The organism is Desulfatiglans parachlorophenolica, from assembly GCF_055394735.1.
Genome location: NZ_AP042460.1, coordinates 383788 through 407838 on the forward strand (window position 1 = coordinate 383788; position 24051 = coordinate 407838).

Annotated in this window: 20 protein-coding genes and 1 pseudogene; 11 read left to right on the plus strand and 10 right to left on the minus strand. The window is 57.8% G+C overall.

All coding sequences use genetic code 11. From position 1 onward, the window contains the following. The first annotated feature begins 12 nt into the window (after positions 1-12). The 5 genes from ACZ500_RS01785 (at position 13) to ACZ500_RS01805 (ending at position 4601) form a co-directional block, all read left to right on the plus strand. Positions 13-1428 (plus strand): MotA/TolQ/ExbB proton channel family protein, encoded by a 1416-nt coding sequence (locus tag ACZ500_RS01785; RefSeq protein ID WP_464230818.1) that lies wholly within the window; start codon positions 13-15, stop codon positions 1426-1428. Next, positions 1428-2036, plus strand: a complete 609-nt coding sequence (locus ACZ500_RS01790) for a MotA/TolQ/ExbB proton channel family protein (protein WP_464232979.1) — start codon at positions 1428-1430, stop codon at positions 2034-2036. The genes ACZ500_RS01785 and ACZ500_RS01790 overlap by 1 nt, the downstream gene beginning before the upstream one ends. 39 nt (positions 2037-2075) lie before the next feature. Further along, complete coding sequence (locus ACZ500_RS01795; protein WP_464230819.1) at positions 2076-2501, plus strand: ExbD/TolR family protein; 426 nt, start codon at positions 2076-2078, stop codon at positions 2499-2501. 70 nt (positions 2502-2571) lie between these two features. Beyond that, positions 2572-3237, plus strand: coding sequence for an energy transducer TonB (locus ACZ500_RS01800; protein ID WP_464230820.1), 666 nt, complete (start codon positions 2572-2574; stop codon positions 3235-3237). Continuing rightward, positions 3234-4601, plus strand: a complete 1368-nt coding sequence (locus ACZ500_RS01805; protein WP_464230821.1) for a tetratricopeptide repeat protein — start codon at positions 3234-3236, stop codon at positions 4599-4601. Before ACZ500_RS01800 ends, ACZ500_RS01805 begins: the two co-directional genes overlap by 4 nt. Before the next feature lie 239 nt (positions 4602-4840). On the opposite strand, the gene ACZ500_RS01810 is transcribed toward ACZ500_RS01805, so the two are convergent. Then, positions 4841-6406, minus strand: a complete 1566-nt coding sequence (locus ACZ500_RS01810) for an ISKra4 family transposase (RefSeq protein ID WP_464230822.1) — start codon at positions 6404-6406, stop codon at positions 4841-4843. A 208-nt stretch (positions 6407-6614) separates the two neighbouring features. On the opposite strand from ACZ500_RS01810, the gene ACZ500_RS01815 reads away from it, so the two are divergent. The 3 genes and pseudogenes from ACZ500_RS01815 to ACZ500_RS01825 all read left to right on the plus strand — a co-directional run bounded on the left by ACZ500_RS01815 (position 6615) and on the right by ACZ500_RS01825 (position 10429). Further along, positions 6615-8125 (plus strand): IS3 family transposase gene (locus ACZ500_RS01815; protein ID WP_464230823.1). Its coding sequence is split into 2 segments (ribosomal slippage): positions 6615-7062 and positions 7062-8125, totalling 1512 coding nucleotides; the frame shifts between segments, so codons are not numbered across the junction. A gap of 141 nt (positions 8126-8266) precedes the next feature. Then, positions 8267-9603, plus strand: a pseudogene (locus ACZ500_RS01820) (IS701 family transposase). 295 nt (positions 9604-9898) lie between these two features. Next, complete coding sequence (locus ACZ500_RS01825; protein WP_464230824.1) at positions 9899-10429, plus strand: peroxidase-related enzyme; 531 nt, start codon at positions 9899-9901, stop codon at positions 10427-10429. A gap of 135 nt (positions 10430-10564) precedes the next feature. On the opposite strand, the gene ACZ500_RS01830 is transcribed toward ACZ500_RS01825, so the two are convergent. Together ACZ500_RS01830 and ACZ500_RS01835 are read right to left on the minus strand one after the other, a co-directional pair. Next, positions 10565-11305: an HAD family hydrolase gene (locus ACZ500_RS01830; RefSeq protein ID WP_464230825.1), complete on the minus strand. Its 741-nt coding sequence runs from the start codon at positions 11303-11305 to the stop codon at positions 10565-10567. Next, positions 11302-12291 (minus strand): phosphotransferase, encoded by a 990-nt coding sequence (locus ACZ500_RS01835; RefSeq protein WP_464230826.1) that lies wholly within the window; start codon positions 12289-12291, stop codon positions 11302-11304. Before ACZ500_RS01835 ends, ACZ500_RS01830 begins: the two co-directional genes overlap by 4 nt. Positions 12292-12827: 536 nt before the next feature. On the opposite strand from ACZ500_RS01835, the gene ACZ500_RS01840 reads away from it, so the two are divergent. Continuing rightward, complete coding sequence (locus ACZ500_RS01840; RefSeq protein ID WP_464230827.1) at positions 12828-13142, plus strand: hypothetical protein; 315 nt, start codon at positions 12828-12830, stop codon at positions 13140-13142. Between the two features lie 14 nt (positions 13143-13156). Beyond that, a complete protein-coding gene (locus ACZ500_RS01845; RefSeq protein ID WP_464230828.1) occupies positions 13157-14641 on the plus strand; it encodes a SagB/ThcOx family dehydrogenase in 1485 nt (494 codons plus the stop codon). Between the two features lie 126 nt (positions 14642-14767). On the opposite strand, the gene ACZ500_RS01850 is transcribed toward ACZ500_RS01845, so the two are convergent. The 6 genes from ACZ500_RS01850 to ACZ500_RS01875 all read right to left on the minus strand — a co-directional run bounded on the left by ACZ500_RS01850 (position 14768) and on the right by ACZ500_RS01875 (position 20278). Next, positions 14768-16099 (minus strand): sigma-54-dependent transcriptional regulator, encoded by a 1332-nt coding sequence (locus ACZ500_RS01850; protein ID WP_464230830.1) that lies wholly within the window; start codon positions 16097-16099, stop codon positions 14768-14770. A gap of 31 nt (positions 16100-16130) precedes the next feature. Continuing rightward, a complete protein-coding gene (locus tag ACZ500_RS01855; RefSeq protein WP_464230831.1) occupies positions 16131-17693 on the minus strand; it encodes a sensor histidine kinase in 1563 nt (520 codons plus the stop codon). Beyond that, positions 17680-18093, minus strand: a complete 414-nt coding sequence (locus ACZ500_RS01860; RefSeq protein WP_464230832.1) for a hypothetical protein — start codon at positions 18091-18093, stop codon at positions 17680-17682. The genes ACZ500_RS01855 and ACZ500_RS01860 overlap by 14 nt, the downstream gene beginning before the upstream one ends. After that, the gene (locus ACZ500_RS01865; RefSeq protein ID WP_464230833.1) at positions 18069-19142 is read right to left on the minus strand and encodes a hypothetical protein; all 1074 of its coding nucleotides are present in this window, start codon (positions 19140-19142) and stop codon (positions 18069-18071) included. The genes ACZ500_RS01860 and ACZ500_RS01865 overlap by 25 nt, the downstream gene beginning before the upstream one ends. Before the next feature lie 228 nt (positions 19143-19370). Then, entirely contained in the window at positions 19371-19835 is a 465-nt protein-coding gene (locus ACZ500_RS01870; RefSeq protein ID WP_464230834.1) for a hypothetical protein, read from the minus strand. A 56-nt stretch (positions 19836-19891) separates the two neighbouring features. Beyond that, entirely contained in the window at positions 19892-20278 is a 387-nt protein-coding gene (locus tag ACZ500_RS01875; RefSeq protein ID WP_464230835.1) for a hypothetical protein, read from the minus strand. 634 nt (positions 20279-20912) lie between these two features. Between ACZ500_RS01875 and ACZ500_RS01880 the strand changes: the two genes are divergently transcribed. Further along, on the plus strand, positions 20913-22280 hold the full coding sequence (locus ACZ500_RS01880; RefSeq protein WP_464230836.1) for a hypothetical protein: 1368 nt from the start codon (positions 20913-20915) through the stop codon (positions 22278-22280). Between the two features lie 177 nt (positions 22281-22457). On the opposite strand, the gene ACZ500_RS01885 is transcribed toward ACZ500_RS01880, so the two are convergent. Then, a complete protein-coding gene (locus ACZ500_RS01885; RefSeq protein ID WP_464230837.1) occupies positions 22458-23966 on the minus strand; it encodes an acetyl-CoA hydrolase/transferase C-terminal domain-containing protein in 1509 nt (502 codons plus the stop codon). Between the last annotated feature and the right edge of the window lie 85 nt (positions 23967-24051).

Genomic DNA, 24051 nt, shown 5'->3' on the forward strand with positions numbered 1-24051 from the left:
AGGGGATCTGGTATGTGCCTTGTGGCCATGATCCTACTGTGTGTGTCCACAGCAGCCTTTGCCCAGGATATGAGGGCCGTGCAGACCGAGGCCAGGGAGAGGCGGGCGATCATGCTGGAGAAGGCAAGGGAGGAAAAGGAGCGTGCGGCGAGGGAGGCGGAAGAGAGCAGGCAAGGCATATTTGCCGACAGATCGGCACTCAACCGATCACTTGAGCGGCTGAGTGGAGAAAAGGAGCGGCTGACGACTGAAAGCCTGGCATTGGCAGAGAGTCTGAAGGCCCTTCAAGCCAAGGAGAGGGAATTGCTTGGCCGCCGGCAGGAGGTGGAGGGGGCTGTCCGGGAACTGGTTGGATTTGTGCGTGTCAATGCCAAGGATACTGACCTTCTTCTGGGCCGGAGCCTGCAGAGCGCCCTTGTCGCGGGCCGGGAGGCGGCATTGCAGCCGATCTTGAACCAGACGGAATATCCGGGGATGGATCACATCCGGGCGATGGTGGATCTCCTGTTTGATGAAATCAGTTTATCGGGTCAGGTTCGGATAAAGGAGGGACCGTTTGTCAATCGAGCCGGGGAAGAGGTTTCCGGCGACATCCTGGTGCTGGGGAATTTCTCAGCTGCCTATAAGGTTGCCGGAGAGACCGGGTTTTTGCTCTATTCCGACGACAATCGACATCTTTTTGCCCTTTCCGAAGCTCCTCCGCCACGTATGGCAAGAAAGCTGGAGGCGTATCTGAAGGGTGAATCGGAGGATGTTCCCATCGATATGTCCAAGGGTGCGGCCTTGCGGCAATTGACCCATCAACTGAGCCTCATGGAACAGATCCCCAAGGGCGGCCCCATCGTGTACCCGATCCTCGGCATCGGGGTTCTGGCCTTGCTGATTATTCTGGAGAGGACCTTCTATCTGTTCCGGAAAGGAATGAAAACAGACCGCTTTGTGGATGCGGTATGCGGCCATGCAAGCCGGAGCGAGTGGGACAGGTGTGTGGAGCTTTGCAACCAGGCCGGGAAAAAGCCGATGCCCAATGTGCTCCTGGCAGGTATCAATGGTCGGGATATGGGCCGTGAGGACCTGGAGAACGTGCTCCAGGAGGCTACGCTGAACGAAGTCCCGAAGCTGGAGCGGTTTTTGTCCACCCTGGGCATGCTGGGGGCGATCGCGCCCCTGCTGGGACTCCTGGGAACCGTTACCGGCATGATCAATACCTTCCATGTGATCACCTATTATGGCACCGGGGATCCAAGGATGATGTCGGGCGGAATATCCGAGGCCCTGGTGACCACTATGCTGGGGCTTTCAGTGGCTATTCCCATCATGCTGTGTCACACCCTCTTGTCCGGAAAGGTCGAGAACCTGATCGGCCAGATGGAAAAGAAGGCGGTTTCATTTGTAAACACCGTGTTCAAGGCACGGGAGGGGAGATGATGGGGGTCTTTCACGATCATTTTCTCGGTCTGGAGGACTATTTTTGTGCAGGGGGCGTGGTCATGGTTCCCCTGGCGGTCCTCTCGGTGGTGATGTGGTCGCTCATTGTCAACCGGGTCTTTTTCTTCAGGCGATTGTACCGGAAGAGTATGAGCCGAAAAACAGCCCTGGCGCATGTAAAGGCCTGCCAACTGCCGGATCCCAAGCAGTACAGGGGGGCTGGGGCCCTGCTGGTCAACGCCTTTCTGCTTCGTCGGTGCGGCATGGCCGAGGTGGATCGATTCATTCTGGATGAGACCGTGCTCGTTCTGACGTCCTCATTGAACCGGCACCTCTCTTTGATCGCCGTTCTTGCGGCGATGGCGCCCTTGCTGGGCCTCTTGGGCACGGTGACCGGGATGATCGCCACATTTGACATTATCTCGATTTTCGGGACGGGGAACGCCAAGGCCATGGCCGGGGGGATTTCGGAGGCCCTGATCACGACCCAGACCGGGCTTTTGGTGGCAATACCCGGGCTTTATATGAGCGGGTTTCTGAGTCGCCGGGCCGAGAACCTGAAACAACGGATCTCAGCGGTGGGCATCTATCTGAGGCGGCATGTGTAATCGTATGGGGGGCTGTTTTATGTTGTGGGAGAGGGGATCATGCTGAACATATCCGCAGCGCGAAAGGCGAGGAAACGGGGGATCGAGCTGAACATCGCGCCTTTGATAGACATGGTTTTTATCCTGCTGATCTTTTTCCTGGTGACCACCAGTTTTGTCAGGGAAACAGGGATCGACATCGACCGGCCGACCGCGGCTACGGCGGTCAGCAAGGAAAAGGCCAATATCCTGATTGGAGTCACCGAGGAAGATCGAATCTTCATGGACCGGCGCGAGATCGATATTCGCGCGGTAAGGGCGCATGTGGAACGGGCCCTGGCCGAGAATCCGGAAGGGGCCGTCATCGTGGTGGCCGACCGGGAAAGCCGTACCGGCATTGCCATCAACGTCATGGACGAATGCAAGCTGGCGGGGGCCAAAAGTGTCTCGTTAGGCGCGGGTCTCCTATCGGAAACAGGGGAGTAACGAGATGGGCGTGGTGATGGAATCGGTCTCGCCGAACCAGATCAAAGCCTGGAGGACAATCCGTTGCTCTGTGGTTTGGACCGTCGCGGTGATTTCTTCGCTGGTCCTCAATATGATTTTGTTTGATCTCATGCCGCGGCTGATCGATAGGGAGATAGGGAGGCCTGTGTACGGCCCATATATCGAGACGGTCAATGTGGTCCGGATCAAACGATCCGAACCCCCTGCCCGCAGAGAAGAAAAGAAGGAAGAGCCCAAGCCCCAGGAAACCCCGAAAAAACTGAATCCCCAAAAGAGGGTTCATGAAAACCATCCCATAAAACAGGCCGTTGACCTCCCATTTGAAATCAACCCGAAAATGCCTGCGATTTCCGGCACGGTGCCGGTATTGCCCATGCAGACGGTTTCTCTGGGTACGCAGGACTTGAAGGGGTTCTATGGGGTGGGGGAAATCGATAACCCCCTGACACCGCTTGCCCGGGTCCCGCCCATGTACCCAATGCGGGCGAGACGAAGGGGGATCGAAGGGTGGGTCAAGGTGCGGTTCATTGTGAACGAGGCGGGGAAGGTCGAGGATATCCGGATCATTGAAAGTCATCCGCAAGAAGTGTTCGACGAGGCCGTCATCCGCTGCGTTTCAGGCTGGCGCTTTACGCCAGGGACCGTAGGCGGGGTCCCGGTCAAAACATGGGTTAAGACAACCATTCAATTTGATCTTCAGGAGGAGAGAGGATGAGTTCTGTCTCGAAATATGCTTTGGGCCTATGGGTCTTTATTATCGGGCTTTTGGCGTGTCACGGGATCCCCTGGGCGGACCAGGGAGAGGCCGATATTCCCCTGCCCGTCCGGGTGGCCATCCGTGAGGCTCAGCAATTAATGGAAAAGAACCGGTTTAGAGAAGCAATCGGCATTCTCCAAAAATTCCGGGAAAAGGGGAAAGGCCTTGATTCTGAGGCAGGCAAATTAACGGGGTATGACCATTACCTGGTCCATTTCACCCTTGGCAACTGCTGCCTGATGACCCAGGACCATGCCGCAGCAGCGTCCCATTATGGCGCGGCCCTGGACCGGTATCCGGATTTTCACGCGGGTTGGATGAACCTGGCCAGATGCCGTTGCGACATGAACGCCCATGGCAAGGCGGGCGACGCCTTTTTAAAGGGGTATGAGACCGCCCCCAAAAAGGACCCTGAAACCCTCTATTACGGCGCGATCTGTTTCATCACCGCAAAAGATGCCAAAAAGGCCCTGGCAACCTTTCAGAGGCTTTTGAACGAGCATTCTCATTCAGACATCAAACTTGAATGGAAGGAGGCCCTGGTCCAGTCATTTCTGGATTCAGATCAGCCTCAAAAGGCCCTGCCCTTTATCGAGGAACTCTCGGAAAAAGCAGAAGGAGAAAAACGCCAACGGTGGCAGGAACTGAGACTGCACACCTATCTCTCCCTGGACATGAAAGCAAAGGCCCTCCCGTACGTAAAGCGCCTGGTCATGGAATACCCGGCTGAGCCCAAATGGTGGAAGGGACTATCCCATTTTTACCTGAAGGAGAACCAGTACAAACCCGCCCTGGTGGCCCTGACCGTTAAGGGGTTCCTTGAGCCTCTCACGGCCCAGGAGGAAAGGATTGTCGCGGATCTGAACATGACCCTGGATATCCCGGCTCAGGCGGTCCGGGTTTATGAAAGGCTCGCGGGGCAAGAACCAGGGTCCGATATGGCATACCGGATCGCACAGGGGTATTTCCGGCTCCATCGGCCTGAAAAGGCCCTTGAATGGGTGGAGAAGGCCCTTTTGCAAAAAGAAGACAACGGCCGCTTACTGCTGCTCAAAGGAGATCTCCTCTATGAGCTGGAAAGGTATCCGGAGGCCATTCATGTCTTTGAAACGGCTGCCCATCAAAGGGAACATGCCGGGAGGGCCTGGCTTATGGCAGGGTATGCGGCCTGGAACGCAAAGAATTTGCAGGGCGCATACAGCGCCTTTGAAAACGCGGCCGGACATCCCAAACAAAAAGAGGCCGCGCTCAAGGCCATGCAACAACTGGAGCAAGAAAGGGCTTCACGGGAGGAGGGAGGGGATCGCCCGAAGGAGGGCTAAAAAAAGGCGGTGGCAGACCCGCCAAAGTCGTAACCACCCTGCCCGCCGGCGATGCACATGAAGGCTTCACATGGAGGTACAGGTCTGCCAGAGGCAGACCATTTCACCAACTTTTTTAATGATATCACCGGACCTCCTGAATGTAGACCACAAAATCAAAAGGGTGCGGCTCTTTTAGAACGACTTTGAGCAGCATTTTTCATCGTATGTTATCAAAAATTTGAACGGAAATATTTCCCTTATTTAATGATCTTCAGATGACTACGACTACGTTCGGGAGCGTGTGTTGGCTTGATTGTGGGGGGTACGATGCCACCGGCGTAAAGGCTTCGATGGTTTCTTTCATACTCCTGTACTTCATGAAATTCCCAGTACTCATCAAAATCGTGGCTGGAGCGCAATGCACGGAGACGCAACACGGCCTCGGCCCCGTTCAAGCTCCATCGGGCGCCAGTCACTTCCATGCGATCTTTGACCAGATGACGACAAGCGCCTTCAATGACTCCCGTAACAATGGGAAATCCTTGAGCAAGGTAATCGTTGTATTTCAGATAGGGTCCATAGGTGAGCAGGTAATTGGCGCAGACATCGACGGGTTTGCGTTCTGGCGGGGTAAAGTCTCGCAATGTGGCGCTGCGGCGTATGCCTCCTGCAACATACCCGGCCTTTCCCCGCAGGATTTCAAGAAGCCGCACGCGAACCCAATTTTCCAGCTTTTCACCCGATTCGGAGTGAAACGCCCTGCTCGCACTCCAAAGATACTCTGTTACATGAACGAAATCGAGAATGATGGTCAGATCGATGCCTCTCTCTTTGGCTATGCGGCGCAGGAGGCGAATCTGGGTCTTATTGCCGTCAACCAGTGCCACCCACTTCTTTCGATGCCCGGGATCCCGACAAACTGCCTCCTCGAACGCTTTTTCGATCACCTCTTCCGGGGTCTTCTCCAGACTCGCCCAAACCCGTTTTCTCTCAGGCCGGGGGCGAGGCAGCTCGACACGTTCAGAGTCGGTTTCGGGAACCAGGTCCTCCGGTTTACGCACAAAGGGCGCAATCGTGTAAACGGCGGCCACAGTAGCCATGCGCTTGGCGTTTTTCTTCTCCCCCTTGGAAAGCCTCGCGCCCATCTTGTGCTTACGCGCCTTGGCGGCCTTACGGGTTTGCTCTCGAAGATCCTCCGTCCGCATCACTACCCCTTTGCCATCGACGCTTATCACCATAATCGAGTCATTTTCTTCAACCACTGCCGATTGTGCTTGACGGGTCTCGTAAAAAGCATCGAAGTCCTGAGCTGCAAGCCTGACCAGTTCCTCGATCTGACGCTTCGGGACATGACCTCCAGTGATTTTACCGATGCTCTCGAAGGTCTCGTCGAAGGAACTCCTTGCAGCTTCTTCTGCCACACGGCGGCTCAGTTCAAGGGAATACTTTTTGTCGGGCAAATTGAGCTCGGCATCCAGCGGATGCAGACTACGGCTCCCCTCCTGGCCGTAGCCCGCGCGTTCTATCGAGACCGTGCCGAAAATCGTCTCGAACTCTCGCTTCTGAAGCCTCGCCCGCGGCCGCTTGACGCCATCGGAGCCCTGAACGGGTTGTGCACTTTCTCCAGGACCCCGGGATTCCAAATGCTCCTGCAAGAGTTTGCGCATCAGTTCCCGACCCATCTTCTCGAGCTCCCGTTCAATCTCACTATGGGTCATCGAGCGAACCTCCTCGGAATCCAGGCGCCCAACCATTTCTTCAAACCCCTGCCTCGACTGCTCATAAAAGCGCTCCCGGGACGACAATACGGCCAATGCATTCATCGTTCCTTACCCTCCGAAGCCGTCTCGGAGCCTTATCGCTGCATCCTTGACAAGTGGGTAGACCATCACGGTTTTCACTTCCGCTCCATGACGCTGATGGGCGCGGTCCATCCGGCCTCGACCACTGGTTTTCCCCACCCTCTGTGTCAATGTGGGTGAGACACGCCCCCCTTGAAAATTTAGTGTAGGGCGGGTAAGGTTTTAAGCCATGAAAAAGCTAACGCAAATTGCATTGAAAAGGTCCAGGGTTGAGGAAACGGGCCCTGTGGGTGACCCGGTCGCCCTAGGGGCGACCGGGTCACCCACAGGGCTTGCAGCGGTCGAGCCTCCAGACCCCGAGGTTGTCGCGAGAAAACGGCGCCGCAATTTTACAGCCAAATACAAGCTGCGTATGCTTGCAGAGGTCGACAAGTGCTCTGAACCCGGAGAAGTGGCCTCCCTGCTTCGCCGTGAAGGGCTTTACTCTTCGAATCTGACCTGTTGGCGCCGCCAGCGGGAAGAGGGGATGCTGCACGCACTTCAACCGAAGAAACGCGGCCGCAAAGAGATCGAGAAAAATCCGTTGGCACCACGCGTTGCGCAGCTCGAAAAGGAGAATCGGAAACTCAAAGAGAAGCTGCACAAAGCTGAAACCATCATCGAAGTTCAAAAAAAAATTTCAGAGATCCTGGGGATCCCTCAAGACCAGGACAAGGGCAGCGGAAGGATCTCATGATTGTGGCACAGGATCTCCATCGGACAGTGGGGATAAAATCCGCCTGCAGCGCATTGAGCGTTTCTCGTGCCACTTTTTACCGTCACACCTCGAACAACGACACTCCCATGGAAAAGATCTGCTCGCCTGCTCCGCCTTTGGCCTTGATGCCCGCAGAAAAGCAGGCCGTGATCGACGTGTTGCATTCGGAGCGTTTTCAGGACATGGCACCACATCAGATCTATACCAATCTTCTTGATGATGGGCAATACTTGTGCTCTGTAAGCACCATGTACCGATTCATCAGGGAAATACACGGTGATGTCAAAGAGCGTCGTCGTCAGGTGCAACGACCACATTACGAAAAACCTGAATTACTGGCTACAGGTCCGAATCAGGTCTACTCCTGGGATATTACTAAACTCAAAACATCGCAAAAATGGACTTATCTTTATCTGTATGTCATCATAGATATTTTCAGTCGCTATGTCGTTGGTTGGTTGGTAGCCCCCCATGAAAGTAGTGAATTGGCCAAACAGCTCATCGAGGAAACCTGCATCAAACAGAACATCGAACCTGGAACACTGACGCTGCACGCTGATCGCGGCTCCAGCATGAAATCTAAGGCCGTCGCTCAACTTCTGGCTGATTTGGGCGTTACCAAGACCCACAGCCGGCCGTACGTCAGCAACGATAACCCCTATTCAGAATCCCAGTTCAAGACACTGAAATACTGCCCGCAATTTCCAGGCACATTCGGTTCTATCGAGGATGCCACGGCGTTTTGCCGGTTCTTCTTTAACTGGTACAACAAGCACCACCATCATTCCGGCATCGCCATGATGACACCGGAAAGCCTTCACTACGGCTATGCCCAGACCATTCAGAAACAACGCCAAGAAGTCCTCTTTGAGGCTTTCCAGCGCTTTCCCAAAAGGTTCAAGGGCATCGTACCACAACCTACCCCCTTACCCGATGCCGTATGGATCAACAAACCGACGGCGAGCGATGCGGGGGTACACTAATTTACCGCATGGCGTGTCTCATTTTCATTGACACATTCCGCTGTTTTTATCAATGTTTACGGTGCTTTAACCTTGAACGCGAGGTCCAATCGTGGTATGTTTGTTCGACCAAAAACAACGGTACCACGAAAGGAACCTCGCATGTTTATCCTACACGACATCCTCGCAAAGCTCAAAGATCAATTCGCCGATTCCCGAAAAGCCGACGAACGCGGCATCTGGTTCGTCTACACCATCGTGGCGATCATCATCCCGTTTACCGGCTCGAAAACATCCCATATCCGCCGATGCCTCACAACCCTTTTCGGCTTCGGACACATTGCCAAGAAACGCTTCTACACCTTCATGGCCTCACCGAAGATCCCCTGGCAGCGGCTGTGGCCAGCACTCTGGAACATGATCCCCGAGCCGTTAACCGAAGGCCGGTTGCTGCTGGCCCTCGACGACTACATAAACCCCAAAACAGGGCGCAAGATTTTCGCGTGCGCCAAGACCTTTGACCATGCCGCCAAACAGAACCAGACCAAATACCCCTGGGCACAGAACGTTGTGGCCGTCGGCCTGTTGAAGATCATAAAGGGGCGCTGGGCTTGTCTGCCGCTGAGCTGGCGGTTCTATCATATGAAAAAGAACATCGAGAGAAGGTCAACCGTGCGCAAAACCGGGTCAGGATCGAATTTGAGACCAAACTCGGCCAGGCCGTATCCATGATCGGACAGATCGCCACAGTGTTCAGTCACGCTCCCGTTACGGTGGTTGCCGGCTCATGGTTCGGCAATAACGGCCTCTACCGACCGCTGCACAAAAGTCTCGGCCCGCGCTTGAGCCTGATATCGCGACTGCGCTCCAACAGCAATCTCTTCGCGCAGCCCGCTCAGCGTCAGCACAAGATGCGCGGCAGACCGGCCAAGTATGGCACAAAGCTGGGCGCGGCATCGATGCTGGCCGGCAAGTTCAAAGCGCTTGCCCGCCCCTACGAGGTCAACCTGTACGGGCGGGTGCGAACCGTTATCGCCTATGAGCGCCAAGGGATGCTCAAAACGATCAAATGCGCGGTCAAGGTGGTATGGGTCTATCGGGGCAACCACTACGTGGCCCTGTTTTCAACCGACACAAGCCTTTGCCTCCAACAGATCATCGAGTACTATGGCGCCAGGTGGAAAATCGAAGCTGCTTTCAAAGAGCTCAAGCGCGATATCGGAAGTGCCGAGACGCAAACCCGGCATCCGGATGCTGTCAGCAACCATCTGCACTTTTGCATGATGGCCGCTTGCGTGGCTTGGGTCTACGCGAGCCGAATGGAGAAGACCCCGGCCCGGCGACACATTGTGGAGGGCCGCAACCATTTCGCCTTCTCCGATGTGCGAAGATCGGTTGCTCAAGCCGCGGCGGATGATAATTTCGGTTTACTTTTCTCGGTGCCGTGTAAATCCAGGCTAAATTCCTTTGTGGATGCCCTGCGGCGCATGGCGGCGTGAGCATTTTCAGGAAACTTCAGATTTATATACAGAAAACGGAAAATCAGAATGATCGGTGCCGGATATTGGCGGAAAGAACTGAAAATATATGAAAGAAAAAATCAAATACATAGATGAGCCCATGGGATAAGTCAAGGTTATCTATGACTTTCTTCCATGGCCGGAGAACTGGCTCTAAAAGGCGAAACCATGAAGGTTACCATTACGGTAAGTAAAAGGAGTTAAGCTCGTTAATCTTCCGGCCCAGAAGGGCAGGGGTTCTGCCCGGGGCCAAAAAAACAAGAGGAGGCATCCCATGGCATATCTTGATCTTCCGCCGATCAGCGAACTCGAGGAGTCGGTTAGAGTACAGTTGGAGGCTGTCCAAAAGAAGACGGGAGAGGTGGGCGAGGTTGCAAGAATCCTGTCCATCCGCCCGGATATCTACCACGCGACGACCCTGTTGTTCAAGGCCCTGCTGGTCAGTCAAACCGAATTGAGCAAACCCATCAAGGAGAGCATCGCGATTCTCATTTCCAACCTCAATGGCTGCACCATGTGCGTCGGTGAGCATGAACGGATCGCCCGAATGCTGGGCATGACGGAGAAGCAGGTCGACGATGTCCTGGCCGGGATCGAACATATGAAGATCCCTGAGAACGAGAGGGTCCTGATGGAGTTTTGCATGAAATGCGCCGGCAAGGAAAACTACAAGATGACGCAGAAGGACATCGATGTTCTGAGGGATGCCGGCTATTCGGACTCCCAGATCCTGGAGGCCGCGGCCGTAACATCCTACTTCAATTACATCAACACGATATCGAACAGCCTGGGGGCCGGGAAATAGAAAAAGGCTCGCATCCGGCAGGAATCCGGATTCTCGGCAGGCGGGCAGACGGAGTGGAAAACCGGGGGCGTCGAAGACCGCCTCCCTGTTCCAAAGGAAAACCGCTTGGGCGCCGGTTTTCCCGGTTTCGCCGGGTTACCTCCGTTCGAAAAACCGGATCGCCTCTCTCAGTTCGGCGAAGCGGTAGATAATGTAATCCGGCTCCACGCCTTCCATATGCCGCCGCCCCTGATTGGAGGCGAAAAAAACGGTTTTCATGCCCATCCGTGCGGCGCCGAAGACGTCACGGTACATGTCGTTTCCCACGAACAGCACCTCTTTGGGCTTTGCCCCGATCCCGGCCAGCGCAGCGTGATAGAGTCTCGGATCCGGCTTTCGGAATCCGTTGTCGCTCGAGATGACAATCGGTGAGAAGTAGCGGTCGATGCCCACCGTGCGCAGTTCGGGCATGGCCCAGACGCTCTGGCCGTCCGACACCGCGGCCAGGGGGAAGCGCGGCTCGAGTTCCTCGAGCACGGACTTCACATCCGGGTAGAGTTCCAGACGCTGGCGGGAAATGGCGCGGTACAGGTACGCCAGAATCCGGGGCATGTCCTCGGACGCGGCGGGGCGGGGGGTTCGGGCAGGGTCCGTGTTGCGATCCAGGAACTCCCTCCACAGGGCGAGGGCGTCGAATTCAGGGTGCTTTTCTTCGCTGGCCTTCAGCTGTTCGTCCATGATCCGGTAGTATTGGCTGCGGACCTCATCCCGATGGAGGTAGATGCCCTGGTAGGTCAGGAAGTGGCTGATCGCCCGGTAGATTTCATCCAGACCTTCATCCGTGAGGATGTCGATGAGCGTCCCGTTGATGTCGAATAAGATGCCCTTGATTTTCATGTCATGGCCCTCAGGTTCTCTTTGGCCGCATTCAGCAGGAGGCGGCGGTGGGCGTCATCGATCCAGGAGTTGCGGGCGATCCGCAGGAGGGTGATGCCTAAGTAGAACGGGATGCGGCGCGTAATGGCGCGGAAGGCGTCCTGCCGCTCCGGAAAATAGCCGCAGTATTCCCACAGGAAGTGCCCGATGAAGGGTTCGGCGGCCGAGGCGTCTCCTGTCCCTCGCAGGAAGAAGTGCTTCAACTCTCCCGTTAGGCGGCCCAGGTCGAAGACGCGGTCCGCCCAGGTCATCCGCTCCAGATCGAAGACCATGACCTCCTGGCCCGGGCCGAAGGCGAAGTTGGAGGGTGTCACATCACCGTGTACGATCACCCGGCGGTCTTCCCACATACAGCTTCGGTTCCACCACCCTTCCCGCAGCCGGTAGATCTCGTCGGCCTCAGTGCGGGCCATTCCTCGTTTTTGAACCAGAGACTCGATCAGGCGGCCTGCGTATTCATAAGGCGCCCGGAAGTCGACGCTTCGATCGCCGGCGGTGCGGTTGTGCAAGGCCGCAAGAAACGCCGCCAGTGCGGAGAGCTTCTGGAAAAGCCTGTCGGGGTGGTGGTGCCGGATCGCCCGATCGATCACCTCGTCCAGCAGCTGCCCGTCGAAATGCTCCACGATCAAGACATGGTCGATCCAGGGGTTGTATCCCAGCGGACGGGCCACCCGGAAAGGCCAACGGTTCAGGCCCAGCTGGTGCAGGAGGCCCAGGTTGTGGAATTCCGTTTCCGTTGGAGGGCTTGCTGCCCCATGGGGTGATCGGCGGCCGGGGGGAAAGAATTTGCCCACCACCCGAAAGGTGTTCTCGACAGCCTCGTACAAGTACACGTCTCTCGAAAAGGTGAACCTCGAAACACGGAACCCGGAAGGGGTTTCTTGAAGGTCGAGCCGGGGGGCGATGTCGAAACGCAAATATCCATCCAGCGGATCATCTGGTGGCAAGTGCCCGATATAGTGGATGCGCATCCGTATAGATCCATCAGCGTTTCAAGGGTTGTCGGGGCGTGGATGCTCCGTAAAGGGGGCGAGTCTGTCGTCATTTTTCCAAGACGATAGAATACAACCATGACGGGGTGGAAACAATCCCGTTTTTCGGCCTGGGTGCCGGTTGGAGTGTCGCAGGGTAGGCGCAATGCCATTTCATCGTACACCCCTCATCTCGATTGTCCCCTTGGCCCACCCTGTGCGGAATCCACCTGGCTAAAGCCGGCATGTATGTGGTAATTTCCCCGCATATCACAACAAAAAGGGGAGATGTTGTTCAGATGGCAACTGCCTTGGGACATATCCGGTGGGAGTTCGATTCCCCCTCCTGTTCCCATCCGGAGGAGCGATGAGGGAGGAGCAGTCAGGGAAATGGGCGGTGATCGGCGCTTTCGTGGCCATCTGGTTCCCTGGCGCGATGACGTTCGGTTATCCCGGTGTGATGGGGGCGACCTGGATGGAAACCTTCGGCGTCGGGCGCAGCGTTTTTCGGCATGCCCTACGTGTCGATCCTGGGCGGAATCTGCTTGCTGGCGTTGCTCATCGGCCTTGCCCTGGGCACGCTGTTCGCGATATCCGCTCCTCTCGTAACGGATTGCTTCGGGTTGAAGCACTTCGGGGTGATCTTCGGCTTCCTCTTTACAGCCTATGGATGCGTGGCGAGCGTGCTGGGTCCGGCATTGTCTGGCACCCTTCTGGAGCGCGGGGTTTCGTTCTACGGCGTTTTTTCCTACCTGGGGCTTCTCGCTGCAGTGTCAGGCGTTCTCATTTCATGGGTGGCGCCGCCCAAGGCAGCGCCTGTAAAATGAAGGAGGGTAGTGTCATGATCGATTCCGGCAGACAATACCACCATCGCACCAGCTATGAGCGCGGCAGGCTGGGCGGGCACTTTCTGGATTGGGCCAACCAGCCCGCTGTGTACAAAGAATACCCCGGCGGGGTGACGTTTGAGCTGCCGCCGGAGATACGCAGGCCGGAGGGGCGGCTTTCCGATGTGCTCAAGAGAAGCCCGGGGAAGATGTCCCCGCTCTCGATAGAGCTGTTGAGCAGCGTAATCGGAACGGCCTACACGCTGACGGCGAGGACACGCCACTCCGACGGGGATTTCTTCTTCAGGAGCGTCCCATCGGCAGGCGCCCTTTATCCCTTCGAACTTTATCTGGCCGCCGGGTCGGTGGAGGGGCTGGAGGACGGGCTCTATCATTTTTCCATCGCCAGGCACGGCCTGTCACGCCTGCGCCGCAACGGCCCGGTAAAAGAAGACGCGTCACCGCACCTGGCCTTTTTCATGACGGCCATCTTTTTCCGGAGCGCCTGGAAATACAGGGACCGGTCCTACCGATACCATTTGATGGACACGGGGCATTTGCTGGAGAACCTGGTCTTGACCCTCAGGGCTTTCGGTCTGCCCTGCCGGGTGAGCTATGATTTCGAGGACGAGAGCGCCAACGCCTTCCTGGGAGTCGAGCCGAGGCGGGAGGTGTGCCTGGCTGTCCTGCAGGTGGCCGATCCGGCAGTGGCGCCATTCCGCATTCCGGATCATGCGGAGGCCCTTCCTGAAGCCATCCAGGCCGCCAGCCGCGTTTCACCCAAAGAGATCGATTATCCCCTGCCAGCCGAGATGCATGCCTGCAGCGCCCACGCCGCGCGCACTCCCGTTGACGTGCCTGCGGCGGCCGGAAGCCTGGGTCCTGCACCCGATGAGTGGCGCCCCCTGCCCCGGCCTGGGTACTGGCCCGAAAGTTTGGATTTCGCGGAGTCCGTGGTGCGGCGGAGGTCCCTGCGCAATTTTGTGCCAAGGGCACTGGGACGGGATTCATTCTCAGCCCTGCTGTCGGTGCTTTGCCTGGACGACCCGCCGGGGGGGTTGGAGCGGATGGGGGATCACTGCGTTTGCCCGGGGCTGCTGGCCGGAAACGTTGAAGGGGTGGACCCGGGCTTTTATTTGGTGGACCCTGCCGCCTCCTCCTGGGGCTCTGCCGCCCGCGGTGCCCTGATCGAGCCGATGACGCGGGTGTGTCTGGACCAGGAGTGGCTTTCGCACTGCGCCCTGCATGTGGTCATGATCGCCAACCTGGATCTTTTCGAAGAGGTCTGGGGGCCGCGCGGGTACCGCTACGCCATGCTTACGGCGGGGCGGCTCGGAGAGAGGGTGTATCTGGCGGCGACGGCCCTGGGGTTGGGCTGCTGCGGCATCGGCGCCTTTTATGACGGCGAGGCGGCCAAACTGCTGGGCTTGAACCAGTCGTCCAGGATGCTCTACTTGCTGGGTGTGGGCCCGGTGAAAAAATTACCCCCCTATTCGTGAGGCTCGCTGCTTCTCGATCGATGAGGTTTGCTTTCCGAAGGAAGATGAGACGTTCGAATGGGAAGAACCAACCATGACAGAGTGGAAACAAACACTTGCCCCCGGCATGCCATATCCATGGGGTTGCTAGCCGGGTTTCCGGATTCCCGCCTTTTGCATCTTGTATCTGAGCACCCGCTCGCTGATGCCCAGCTGGTCCGCCGCCCTGGTCTGGACCCAGCCGTTTTTTTCCAGGGCCGAAAGGATCATTTCCCGTTCCACCGCCTCCAATCGTTCTTCGAGGGTTCCCTGGGTCGTGGCCTGGAAATGACGGATTTCATCGGGGAGATCCGCAGGGGTGATGACAGGGCCCCGCGCGAGGGTGACCGTCCGCTGTACGACGTGTTCCAACTCCCGTACGTTGCCGGGAAAAGGGTATTTGATGAGCGTGTCCTCCGCTTCCGGGGATAAACGCAGGGAAGGGGAGCCATAGCGTTTGAGGAAGAATTCCAGAAGGGGAGGGATGTCTTCCCGTCGATGCCGCAGGGGCGGGATCTCGATCTCGAGGACGCGGATGCGGTAAAAGAGGTCCTCCCTGAAGCTTCCCTCGTCCACCATCTTCCTCAGATTCCGGTTCGTGGCGGATATGAGGCGCACGTTTACGTCCCGTTCCTCTTCGCTCCCCACCGGGTTGATTCGCCCCTCCTGAATGGCCCGGAGCAGTTTGGGTTGAAGGGAGATGGGGATCTCGCCGATCTCGTCCAACATGAGCGTGCCCCCGTCGGCCAGTTCGAATCGTCCCCTGCGGGTGTGAGAGGCCCCGGTGAAGGACCCTTTCAGGTGCCCGAAGAGTTCGCTTTCGAAAAGGGTCTCCGGGATGGCCGCGCAATTGACGTCCACAAAGGGTCCGTCGCCCCTATGGCTCAGGAGGTGGATCAGGTGGGCCGCCAGCTGTTTTCCGGTTCCGGTCTCCCCGCATACCAGGATGGGCCAGGGGCTTCCCGCCATGCGCCTTGCGAGGGAGAGCACATCCTCGATGGCCCGGCTTTCTCCGATGATGTTCAACGGGAGCGGTCCGTCGGCCAGGGCTTCCTTCACCTGCGCAACGTCCTCTTCGACGTTGACCGCTTGCTCGATCTGCTGAATCATCTTCAGAAGGACGGAGAGGTCCACGGGCTTTTCGAGAAAATCGGAGGCCCCCAGCTTCATGACCGAGACGGCCGTATCGATGTCGCCGAAGGCCGTAATCATGATAATCCTCACCTTCGGGTTCATCTCCTTCAACCTTTCGAGGACTGCGTCCCCGCTGAGGCCGGGCATCCGGTGGTCCAGGAGGACCAGGTGGATCGGCTCCCGTTCGAAGAGGCGGAGGGCCTCCTGACCGTCAGGGGCTGAAAGCGTCGAGTAGCCCTGGTTTTCCAGGAATCCTTGCAGCAGTTCTCTCTGAGCCGGGTCGTCGTCTACGATAAGAATTTTCATGCAGGAGCTTCTCCCGTTTTTTCTTCTTCTGCTAGGGACTGTTTTCCGATGCGGTTGCAGGAAGCTCGATGGAGATTTCCACGGTCTCGGGTTTTGGGACCCGGACCGTGATTTTGCCGCCGTGGGCCTCGACGATCCTCCGGGATATCGTTAGCCCGAGCCCTGTCCCGTCCGGCTTGGTCGTAAAATAGGGCTCCAGGATGCGCTCCGATTCTTCCGGTTTTAGAGTGAAACCCCTGTTCGTGACCTTCAGGGAGACCCACGCATCCTGCTCGGAAAACATCTCCACGTGGATGTTTCCCCCGCCGGGCTGAGCCTCGATGGCATTCTTGAGGAGGTTTTCCACCACCTGTCCCAAGAGGTTGGGGTCTCCGGGGATCGGCGTTTGGAAGGCGATCCGCCGGGTTACCCTGATCCCCGATGCCTCGCACTGAGGCTCGTAGAGGTGGAGCATGTTCTCCAGCAGGAGATCGAGGCGCATCGGTTTTTTGAAGGGCTTCTGCGGGCGCGCGTATTTGAGCAGACCCTCCACGCTGGTATTGGCGCGCTTGACGGCGCCAAGCATCAGATCAACCAGGTGGCGATTATCGTCGCTCAACGCCTTGCTCTCCATGAGAAGACGCTGAAGGCCCATGCTCAGTACATTCAAGGGATTGCGAACCTCATGGGCGATGGCGGCGGCCGAGCGGCCGAGTGCGGCGTTTTCCCGCTCCAGGGCAAGCTGCCCGTCGATTTTCTGGATCTGGGCGAGATGGGCCGCCTGCCGCCTGTAGAGGACGATCGACAAGACGGCACCAAGGAGGGCAAGGGCCGCGCTGAAAAGGAAGAAATCGCGCCACAGCCGTCCGATGGCCCGGTTGAGATAACCCGCATCCAGGGCTACCGCAATCTCCTTTCCATCCACGGAAACAAGGGCCTCCGCCACCCTGCGGCCCTCATGCTCCTTCATGGTCACGGAGGCGGCCGGCGCAGCCTCCGGTCCGCCCCTGGAGGGTGCGGCGACTTTCACGTAGCCGATGCGCGGGATTCCGGCGAGGGTCCGGACGACGTTATCCAACCCCAGATGCTCCTGAATGGTCCGCACCTGGGCGTCGCTCATCCCCACGACCACCCGGCTGGAATTACCCTTATCGGGCCATGAAAACAGATAGAGGTGCAGGTCAGACAGGTGCCCGAGGCCGGGGTTGGAAGGCCGGGCCGGATCATGCGCTGGAAGCCATTGCGCCGGGCCTTCCACCTGCTCACCGTTTCCACGGTCGATGCGGATCCCCGTGAGGCCGGTCTCCTGGGAGAAGGCGGTCAGTTCTTCGGGGGTAAAGGGCTCGATCCTGTCCAGATAATCGACGAACCGAGCGGTGTTGCCCAGAAAGGACTCGAGAATTTCCTCCGCCGCCCGCTGGGCGAGGACGCTCCCCCGGGCGCTCAGTTGGACCACCTCCGCCACCATGGCGGCGTGTTCCTCGACGTGGTTGAGGAACTCTTTTTTGGCCTGGTGGACCTGCCAGAGAAAGTAGACCGTCACGACGCAGAAAAGGAGGGAAAATACGAACAGGTTGGCTGCCCAAAGGGGGAGGGGTTTTCTACCGTCCGCCATGACCTCTGCCTTCCCCCCTTCCGCCGTGATGGCTTCTGCTTTTGCCGATGCGGCGGCGCACCCCCGTCGCGTCGTTCGCGCCGCCTCCGTGGCCCGGGGCGTAAAGCCTCGCTGCGCTCAGGGTTGTTCCCCCGCCCGTGAAGTCTCCCCAAATCCTGACCGTGTCTCCGGGAGAGAGATGTTTCGGGAGCTGGTTCGGGGGGATCGTTACCTCCAGCGGCGCGCTTGCACGATCCTTTCCATTGCCTCCATTCGATTGCTCTTCGATAAGGAAGATGGACAGTGTCCCCGTATCGTGATCCACGGAAACGATACGGCCCAGAAAGAGATCCTCGCCCGAGGCGTCGAGTACCCCTCCCATGATCAGAATGCCCGTCAAAAGGAGAAGGATAGTCCGCATTGGATCACCATCTGGGTATAGGATGCGTAGTCGAGGGGCGCGTCGCCCGATTTACAACCCGCGTGTCCAAAGAACTCGAAGCCGCGCCAGAATCGGCTGATCTGGATCCCCGCCGATCGGACATGGTTGGTTTCTCTCACGTGGGTGAGGGTTTCAGGCACATCGTGGTAATCCGTTCGTTGCCATGCCGCATCCATCTCCACCAGCCACTCGGGTGCCGGAAACCATGAAAGGGCTATGCCTCCCACGATCTCGCGGTAGGATTCCATGTCCAGCGACGCATCGAGGTCCCCGTACTCCACAAAGACCCGGCCGGTCAAGGAGGGGAGCAGAAAGGCATCGAGATCGAGGGTGGTCGAAAGCAGGCGGTTGTCCCGCGGCGGGTAGAGCGTTTGAAGAGGGCTCCTTCGTCTCATTGGAGGCTCCACTTCCGGCCGGAAGGGACTACGGCCCCTTTCCGAATGGGGAGTTTCGGAAAAATGATCGCTGTTTTTGGCGTTCCTGCCGTCCATTCCACCCTGTCCTTTGCCGGAAAACGGCATGGCCCAATTGCGATATCTCAACCACCGGCAGGTCTGCTCCAAACCCAGGGTTACCCTCTTGGAGAGGATCCAGTCGGCCCGAATACCCGCCATGGCTTCGTCCCGTTCGTCGGCCTCGATGAGGGCATCACGGTAGGCGGCTGCTTCTCCCACAAGGGCAGGCAGGAATCGGCCGTCGGCCAAAGCAACCGTAAAAGACCCATCGGCCTGCAGTCGATAGTTGTCTCCCACGCTCCAGTAGTCCTGGTATCTTCCCTCCACCGACAGATCGAGGGCCAGAGCCTCGGTCAGGGATAACGGTTGTCCGGCCCTGAAGGCGTAGAGGGAAAAACCGGAGCCTTCCGAGGGATCGATCAGGGCGGGATTGGAATCGTACCCGGATGCGAGTTCGGATGTCAGGTCCACCGCGCCGGCGCTGGCAGGCATCACAAAGAGACAGAGACAGACCGCTATCACGAGACTCGGACCCGGAGGGGACTGGGATCTCGGCCAGGCAGGTCTTCTCACCGGTTATGCCCCCTGTGCGGCGATGGTTGGCTTCTGTTCGATCGATTTCAATGCCGGTTGCCTGTATCGAGGCTTGAATTGGCCGTATCCGTCTTCGTGTTTGCCCCCTGCGGCTTACGCCTTCCCTATACACCCTGTTGTGGAAAAAGGAAAGGCCCTGCCGCGGGGGCCTCTCCTGTCAAAGCGGGTGATGTAGGGAAAGAGTTCTGAAGAGTCGGTCCAAACCGGCTATGGTCTCTGATGCCGCCGGAGACTTTTCCACAGGGGCTGTCCCCCCGTGCCGTCCACACACGGTTCGCGAAGTTCTATGGTCTTACCATTCACACTAATCGACATGGCCACGATCTTCAAGACGCCGTTGAGATCCACTTCCATCCCCGAAACGGTGACCGTGTCTCCGATCTCCGGGCGGTCCGCACCCATCAGGGCCCAGTAATGATAGGGGCCGATGCCGTACACCGTGACCACAGTTGTATCGTCAATAGTGACTTCCAGGCCGCTTCCGGCGTAGTTGATGTCCGACACCACACCAGTGAACTCAACGGGCGTACCCGAACAAACGATGGATATCCCTGTGCCATCGCAGACGCCCTGGCTGCCCTTGTCAAAGCTGTTTGCAGCGATACTCGTCCCGACGCTCATCAAAAGCACCACCAATACCACCACACTGCCTGCCATCAACCTTTTCATCATCCTGCTCTCCTTTCGATTTGTGTTCCGTTTCGATAAATTGACTGCTTTGGTCTCCGCTAGGATTGACCTCCGCGTCCTTTGCCCTTGGGGCCGGTGCCGTCACAGGTGCCCGATCCGGATCCATTCTTGGCGCCGTAGCCTGTCCCGTCCTGAGGCCTTGGGGCCGATCCGCTCCCATCCTGCACGCCATATCCGTGTCCGCTGCCCGAGCCGTCACCTCTTCGCCATGTTGCGTTTACGCCTTCACCGCTGCCGTGTCTGTTTCCACGGCCGCCGCCGGCCAGGACGATAGGGGCGGAGTCGCTGAGCGATGTCCGGGCGTGCATCCCTTCAGATTCCAAAGGGTTCATTGGGATGCCTGCCCAGCTTGGACCCGGACCCATCAGCATCAGCGCTCCCACGCCCAACCCTGCCAAAACCACCTTCGTGTTTCTCTTATCCATGATGCTTCCTTTCCTTTCCGCTGGTTTCAGATAGTCTCTGTGTGTCTCAAAGATCGGGGAGAACACCATCTCCCTCTTCTCCCTTGCCCGTGGCACAGGTGTCTTTGCCTGCATTTGACTGATCATCGAAGCAAGCGGCATGCCAAAAAAATACGATAAGTATTTCAGTATGTTGAATGATTAGACCGGATCATGAGGTCGACAAAAACCGGCAGTCTCGACAATTTTGTCGAACCTGGCTTATCCGTCTTACCTCAAACTGTCAGTCGGTGGGGACTTTGAAAAAAAGGTGGATTGAGGTATGATGATTTCCGGATAAAGAGCAGAGAACTCAAACGTCTGAGAAGAATCGCTTCCCCACTGGCAGCACAATATGTTGGAAGGACAGGTTTCAGGGGTAAAAAATGGAAAATACACCTACAGGAAAAAGAGGCACATAAACTTCAGCCAACCGACATCTTTTTCCAAACCCCGTAACACGAAATGATCGACGGACTCATCGAACCCTCGTAAAGGACGATGGATGAGACAGGGCAGGTCAGAGGCGCCGGTAAAAGGAGGGCTCGAAGCCTTGTTGCCAGGAGAGAGTCCACCTCTTACTGGGTCTTTGCCCGTGGCAGACGAGCGGTTCCGGATGGAAACCACCGGTCGATGGGCATATCGGTTCGCAAAGGCAACCGCCGCGCTGTGTTTTCTGTTTCTCGTTTTCGTTCAGGTTCTTGCCGGGAATCCCTTTCCCTACTCGGATGATTGGGGCCTCGTCCCCTATGCCATCGGGGTCGAGCCGTTGTCATGGAATTGGCTCTGGTCGCAGCATGTCGATCACCGTATTCCGTTGCAGAAGCTCTTTCACGTCCTGTTGCTGAGGGCGGGCGCGTTCGATTTCAGGGCCTTGGTGTTTGCCAATGCGGTGTTCGCGTACCTGGTCACCAGACTCCTCTTGCGTGCTGTCCGGTCCTGCCGCGGGTATGCGGTCACGGGGGATCTGCTTTTCCCGATCGTACTGATGAACCCGGGCTTCGGGCCTTTCGTCTGGGGGTTCCAGCTGCAATTCATGTCATCGGTCCTGCTGACCCTGTGCGTCCTGGCATTCATGCTGGGAGGGGCGGCGAACGGCAAGGGCCCGGGTTGGATCGCCGCCGCCGGGTGCCTGGTGGCGTTGGCATTTTGCGGGATGAACGGCGCTGTCCTTTCCGGGTTGATCGCGCTGCCGATGCTCATCTATCTGCAGGCTGTGAAATCCCTCTCCGGCAGGGTCAACGCACGGCTAGCATCCGCCCTGCTGCTCACGGCGCTTGCGGCGGTGGTTTGGATCTTCTTGAGCTGGCGGCCGTCGGATGCCGCAGGCGTGGCGGCGGATATCGGCTTCGTAGAAACGGCGCGGGCCGTTCTCAAAAACTGGTTACTGTCGATCAGCCCACGGGGCTGGCGTCTTCCTCCTGTTGCGCCTCGGCTCTATTACCTCCTGAACGGAATGCTTTATATCTCGGCGATGGCCCTCATCATGAAACGGTTATGGGTCGACCGGAACGTGCCGGAGAGGGCGGCCCAAGGCCCTTTGATCCTTGCGGGCGTCATGACGGCGGCGCTTGCACTGCTTCTAAGCATCGCCATCGGCCGCGCCGCCTACTGGTCCCCGGGCCTCGAATTGCATTACGGGTATCTCGCGGTGATCCTGCCTCTTGCATCCTGGGTGATCCTGTCGACGGAGCTTCCAAGGAAGGCCGCGGTGGCAGCCGGCTTGTTGCTGCTGATCGTTTACGGATCGGTGTATCTTGAAAATGCCAGGCTGTCCGTTGAATGGTATGTCGACGACCAACGCGGAAAAATCGCTCAGGTCTATACGGATATAGGAACCGGGATGTCTATCGACGCGTTTGTGGATCGGAATATTCGACATTTTTTCTACATGGACAGCCAAGAATGCCGACGCTGGTTGAAAGACGGCATCCTGATGCTGAAGCATGCGGGCATCGAACCCTATCGACGTCTTGAGGACTGACTCAAAGGCGGCGATCCCTTCTTTCCGGCATCATAAGGCGCGTTGTACGGCCCCAGAAGACTCCTGACCTTTCCTATCGGCGGGTTCCCGCGAAGGAGGTCTTCTCAAGGTCCGATCCGTTGCAGCGGTTAAAACGCTCACCCGGAGCAGGATGACCGTCGGGTTCTAGATGATCGGTCATACCGTCCCGGGGGGTACGCGCATATCCCCGGTGGTTTGAAACCTCCTGTGCATGAAGAAGACCTCTTCCAGATCATGCGGTTCATGCCCCCCATGCTTTTTCAGGGCCCGCTCGTAATACTCCCTCAGCTGGGGCCGGTATTCCGGGTGGGCGCATTTGGCGATGATGGCCTCGGCGACCTGACGCGGGGTCAGGGATCGCGTGTCCACCAGGCCTTGCTCGGTGACGATGATGTCAACGGAATGCTCGGAGTGGTCGACATGCGACACCATGGGGACAATGGCCGAGATACTGCTGTTTCTGGCGGTCGAAGGGGTGACCATGAAGGACAGACCCGCGTTGCGCATGAAGTCCCCCGAGCCCCCGATTCCGTTCATCATCTGGGAGCCCATCACGTGGGTCGAATTCACATGACCGTAAATGTCGATTTCCAGAGCGGTGTTGATCGAAAGGACGCCCAGCCGGTTGATGACCTCCGGGGAATTGGAGATCTCGACGGGCCGGAGGACGATCTTCTCCTTGTAGCGGTACAATTCGTTGAAAAAACGCCGGCGCGCCTTGTGGGAAAGGGTCAGGGCCGAACCGGACCCAGCGCGCACTTTGCCAAGGTCGATCAGGTCCAGGACGCTGTCCTGCAGAACCTCGGAGTATAGTTCGAGGTTGTGGAAAAAATCATTCTCCAGAAAACCGCCAAGCACCGCATTCGCCACGTCGCCGACACCGGATTGCCAAGGCAGCCCGGGACGCAGACGTCCGCGTTCGATCTCGTGCTGCACGAAATCGAGAATCTGCTCTCCGATCAGCAGCGCCACCTCGTCGGGATCATGGAAGATGGCGCAGGTGTCTTCCTGGTCGCTCAGGAGGATGGCCACCACCCGGCTGGTGTCCATCTCGATGAAGGGTTTGCCGATGCGGTCCGCCGCGCGGTAGATGGGGATGGGCATCCGGTAGGGCGGGTCTTCCGGGATGAAGATGTCATGAATGCCTTCGAGTTCCGGCGGAGCTGAATTCGACAATTCGATGATGATCTTGTCGGCCTCGCGTACATAGGTCGGGGTATTGCCCACCGACATGGACGGGATGAGGTGCCCCTTTTCCGTAATGGCGACCGCTTCCACGACGGCCACGTCTGCGTTGCCCCAATCTCCTGCCCTTACCTGGGCCGAGAGGCTGGAAAGGTGATCGTCTTTGTAAAGGATCTCTCCCCGGTTGATTTTTTCGCGCATGGCGCGATCGCTCATATAGGGGCGCCGCCAGTGCACCAGATCGGTGCGTGCCAGGATGCCGTCGACCTGTTCGCCGGTCGAGGCCCCGGCGAACAGGTTGATCTTGAAGCGCTCGCCCTCCTGGGCGCGCCGGGCCAGTTCACGGGGGATTAGCTTGGGATATCCGGCCGTGAACCCGGAGATGAAAAGGTTCGTGCCGTGCTGGATGTGCCGGGCCGCCGTGCGCGCGTCCGTGACGCGATCCAGCAGCGGCCGATAGCGAATATTTTCGGTTCCCATGTTGAAATCCTTATGGTGCTTCCATAGACCAAAGATAGGGCCAAGGTCTTGGCTCGAGGTGGAGACCTTCATTGAAACGCACGGG